The sequence below is a fragment of the Deltaproteobacteria bacterium genome (genome assembly GCA_020848905.1).
GTDB lineage: Bacteria > Myxococcota_A > Polyangia.
This window is the reverse complement of the sequence record JADLHG010000039.1, coordinates 1-4652: the sequence shown is the minus strand read 5'-3', so window position 1 is coordinate 4652 and position 4652 is coordinate 1. Positions and strand designations below refer to the sequence as shown.

The 4652-nt window shown below is 70.2% G+C and carries 3 protein-coding genes; all 3 read right to left on the bottom strand.

Annotated elements, in window-relative coordinates; all coding sequences use genetic code 11:
• Window positions 1-1153, bottom strand: a 1153-nt coding sequence (ccsA, locus tag IT371_16350) for a cytochrome c biogenesis protein CcsA (protein ID MCC6749235.1), incomplete at its 3' end; no start/stop codon positions are given.
• Window positions 1154-1407: 254 nt separating this feature from the next.
• Entirely contained in the window at window positions 1408-3471 is a 2064-nt protein-coding gene (locus IT371_16345) for a phosphoenolpyruvate carboxylase (GenBank protein MCC6749234.1), read from the bottom strand.
• A 128-nt stretch (window positions 3472-3599) separates the two neighbouring features.
• Window positions 3600-4652, bottom strand: a 1053-nt coding sequence (locus IT371_16340; GenBank protein ID MCC6749233.1) for a hypothetical protein, incomplete at its 5' end; no start/stop codon positions are given.

Below are 4652 nucleotides of genomic sequence, written 5' to 3'. Positions count from 1 at the left end.
TGATCGTGATCTTCTCGCCGAAGGCCTCCGAGATGTTCGGGAAGACGGTCAGCACCATGACCAGCAGGCAGCCGGAGAGCAGGACCCAGTTATTGAGGAGGAACCAGAACTCGCGGCTCATCACCGACTCGAGCTCGCCGCGGCTGCGGAGCTTGGGCAGCCGCCAGACGACGAGGCCGAGCCCCACGACCAGCACGATGCCGATAAAGGCCAGGAAGACGTAGCCGATGTTCGACCGCGCGAAGGCGTGGACCGAGTCGATGAAGCCCGAGCGCGTGAGGAAGGTGCCGAAGATCGTCATGCAGAAGGCGAGGATGGCGAGGACCATGTTCCAGGTCTTCAGCATCTGCCGGCGCTCTTGCACGATGATGGAATGGATGAACGCGGTGGAGAGGAGCCAGGGCATGAAGCCCGCGTTCTCGACGGGGTCCCAGCCCCAGTACCCGCCCCAGCCGAGCTCCTCGTACGCCCAGAGCATGCCGAGGGTGAGCCCCAGCGCGAGGAAGAACCACGCAAGGAGGGCCCAGCGACGCACCGCCTGCAGCCAGGCCTCGTCGGTATGGCCGGTGATGAGTGCGGCCATCGCGAAGGCGAACGGGATCGCCATGCCGACGAAGCCCAGGTAGAGCGAGGGCGGGTGGGTCACCATGTACGGGTTCTGCAAGAGCGGGTTGAGTCCCTTGCCCGTGGTGGGGGCGCCGGTGAGGAAGACCTCGAAGGGATTGGAGTGGACGATCAGCAGGACCGCGAAGAAGTCGATCACCACCATGAGCACCACGATGGCCCATGGGGTGAGCTCGCGCAGACGCTCGCGGTTCGAGCGGATGGCGAGCGCGGTGAACACCGCGAGGAGCCAGGCCCAGAGGAGGAGCGAGCCCTCCATCCCGCCCCAGAGGGAGGTGATGCGGTAGAAGAGCGGCATGGCGTGGTCCGAGTGCTGCTGCACGTAGACCAGATTCAGGTCCGAGATGGCGAAGGCGTAGGCCAGCGTGACCATCGCCACCGAGGCCACGGCGGCGGTGGCGTAGGTCATGAGCGTCGCCGCGTGGACCATGGTCGCGGAGCGACGCCGCGCTCCGACGAGCGCGAGGACTCCCGCCCAGGTGGCGAGGATGAGGATCAGGTGGACGGCGGCGTTGCCGAGCTGTGCCATGGACATCACCGTGGGGCCCGTGCAGCGATGGCGTGCCGAGGATACGGCCGCGCCCGCAGAGGGGGCCCTGGACGCTCAGGAACTATTACTATGAGGCCGGGGGCGCGGCAATGGCTCCGGCGACGATTCGCGACTCCGCGTTTCGTTGATTTCGTCGACGAGGTGCAGGTCAATGCAGCGGGGCAAGGGAAAGTGGGCCAGATTGGCGCCATTTCCCCGTCGAGCCGGGGCGAACGGGCATGGTGCGCGGGCCCTTAGCCGATCCGGTTCCACCCCGGGTTGGCGAGCAGCGGGACGAGATCGTCCATGACCGTCATCCACTCTCGCAGCGGGAGATCCTGGCCCCGAAGGTAGCGCACGAAGCTCGCGTTCCGGTAGAGGCGCCGGGAAGCGCTCTCGTAGCGCGCGCGGTGCTTGGTGTCGATGAGTTCCTCGAGGCGCAGGCCACCGGAGGAGGCTCCCTGGGCCGGTCGCGCGAGGTACCGATCGAGCAGCGCCAGGTCGTCGAAGTAGCGCTGGGTCCACTGGGTCACCTCGGCCGGCGTGAAGTGTGGCAGAAGGACCTCGATGCGCCGACGCACGAGCTCGCGGTCGCGGGTGAGCACGAAGCCGTCGTTCTTCACCAGGTAGAGGATGAGGGGACGGAGGCTCTCCGCCGCCCGGCGGCCGTGGCGCGCCTCGGTCTGCTCGAGCGCGCGTCCGAGGCCGGCCACGGTGGTCAGGCTGTGCCCCTCCACGTAGCGGGCGAAGGCCCCGGAGATGGCTCGGGAGTCGGGGATCCCCTGGGGCCAGTAGCGATCGATGATCGCCTGGCGGCGCTCGACGCGCGCGCGCTCGGGTTGGAAGGGGGCGTCGAGCTGCTCGGCCAGGCCGGCCAGATCGAGCGTCCGGCCGTACGCCGCCCCCGTCGGTGGAGTCGGCGCGGGGGGCGACTTGTCGTCTTGCGCGGAGCGCAGGTAGAGCTCGCCGTCCCGTTCGTAGAGGAGCTTGCCGATGGCGCCCTTCCGGCCGCGCTGGTTCAGCGGCGCGAGCAGGTTGGCGATGCGGATCGAGGGGAGCGCGTTGCGTGTGGTGAGCGCCGCGTGCACATCGGCGAAGGCTACCGCCAGCGCGATGCGGTGCTGCTCGGTCTTCGCGTCGAGCAGCTCGGGCCGCGCGCCGAGGGCCGCCTGGCCGAAGGCGGCGAGGACGGCCTTCCGGTTGCGCTGGTCGAGCTGGTCCGGCTGCACGGTGAAGGTCATCCCCGGGTGGAGCGCGCCCGCGAGCTCGGGGTGGCGGCCGACGCCGGAGCGCATGGGGCCCGACCCGACTCCGATCCAGGGGATCAGATCTACGCCGGGGTGACGGGCCTGGAGCTGCGCCAGGCGGCTCCGCGCGACGCTGCGCAGGAGCTGTCCCGCGACGGGGCCCACCTCGCGGTTCAGGTCGGAGCCGGCCAGGAAGACGAGCGCGTGCGCCGGGAGGCGGCCGAAATGCCCCTCGTAGTAGCGCAGGTATTCGCGAGTGATGCGCGCGCTGTCGAGCACCGCGTCCGAGGATTCGAGGAGCGGGACTACCTGGATGGCGGCGAGCCGGTCGAAGGTGCTGCGGCGGTCGCTCGCGCGTACGCGGCCCTGCCGTACGGCGAGGTCGAGCTCCCGCGTGGCGACGCGCTCGTACTCCTCGTGCACGCGCGCGAGATCGGTCGGGGACTCCACCTGCGGCAGGATGAGCTGGTCGACGGGGATCGGCTTTCCGGCCAGCACGCGGGCCAGGTTCGTGCGCACGACGGTCTGCATGACCTGTTCGCGCAGCGAGAGGTCCTTGCCGGCGCGCTCGGCGTCGGCCGGGAGGCGCACGAGGATCAGGCGGTCGCCGGTGAGTCCCGGGCGAAGGCCGGCCCGCTCGAGGACGGCCACGTGGCGCGGGATGACGCCCGGGTCCATCGGCTTGCCCTCGAAGTCGATCATCTTGGCGCTCGCGAGGCCGAGCTCCACGGCGTAGCGCTTGAACTCGCGCACGTGCTTCGTGGCGGACATGTACGGGGTCTGAAGTCGCGCGAGCAGCGCGTCGACGGTCGGAGCGCCTCCGGGCGCCGCGAGGGTGCGCTTCAGGTCCCGGAGCTGGCGGCGCAGGAGGCGAAGCGAGCTCGGGTGCTCGGTCAAAACGAGCGTGGCGGCGAGGCGCTGCCGCTGGGCCTGCCCGCCCTGCACGCGGAGCGAGGCGAGGGGGTCCGGGCGCTCGCGGCGTACCCGGGGCTCGCGTCCCTCGGCCAGGGTGGCGAGGAGGAGGAGGCCGAGGAGGAGCAGGCCGCGTGCGGGGCGTCGGGCGAAGGGCACGGAGCAGGAGAAGCACGGTGCGTGCCAGCCGGGCCCGCGATTTAGCGGTGTGATTGCACGGCGGTCGGTGGCGCCCGCGGCCTCTGGGGCGGCTACCGTGGCCAGGGGGGACTAAGCCGGCGGGGGCGCTACTTCGGGCAGGGGGGATCTTTCGGGCACACGCGCTTGTCGTCCTTGGGCAGGATCTGGGTGCAGCCCGCGATGTTCTGGAAGGTGTTGCCTGGCAGGAAGTCCACCTCGTAGCCGTTCCAGGCCCGGAAGACGCCGTGCGAGCTCGAGTTGGAGATCGTCGAGTTCTTCAGGAACGACTCGGTCGGTTGCGCGAAGATCTTGAGCGCGCCGTCGGTGGCGAAGGTGCTGCCGGTCGGCGGGCAGCCGAAGCCGGAGTCTCCACCGTGCGCACCCGCGGCCTCGATCTTCACGTACTCGAGGCGGTTGCCCGGGACCACGGTCCCGAGGAAGGACACCCCCTCCCAGGCGCCGGGGGGCGGGCTCTTGCCGGGGGCCGTGAAGGTGATGGGGGCTGACGCGGTCCCGACCGCGACGATCTTTCCGGTGCCGGCGACGCCGGTGTTGCCGATGAAGAGCCCGCCGATGTTCGACGGGGAGCCGAAGAACTTGATCGTCACGCCCGCCTCGATCGTGAGCGTGGAGAGCGCCCCCGCGCCGACCACGTTGATCAGGCCGAACGCGCCGTTGCCGCCGATCTGGTAGGGGACGCCGCGGTTGTGGAAGGTGTCGTCGAGCCGCGACTCGTAGTACGGCGACTCGCCGATGACCTGGATCTCGTCGGTGGCGTTCCCCGTGTACTTGCCATCGGGGAGCGTGCCCACCGTGTTCAAGGTCATGCGCAGCGCGAAGGGGTACTCGGTGGCGGTCTCGCCCGAGGCGGTGACGGTCAGGTCGGTCGAGCCGTCGGCGAAGCCGGCCCACTTGGTCATCCAGATGCCATAACCCGCCGAGTGGCTCACGGTGACGTGCTCCACGCGCAGGGGCTTCGAGGGAGGCCAGGCCCCGCCTTCCACCTGGATCGTGGCGCCGTAGGTTTGCCCCGGCAGGTCGCCGCCCCCCTCGAGGTCAGCGTAGGCCAGGTCGGCCTTCCCCGGATCGCGGATCCAGAGGGAGGAGTAGCGCTCGCCGGGGTTGTCCCGCCGGAAACGGATGCGCTTGCCCGCCTCGCC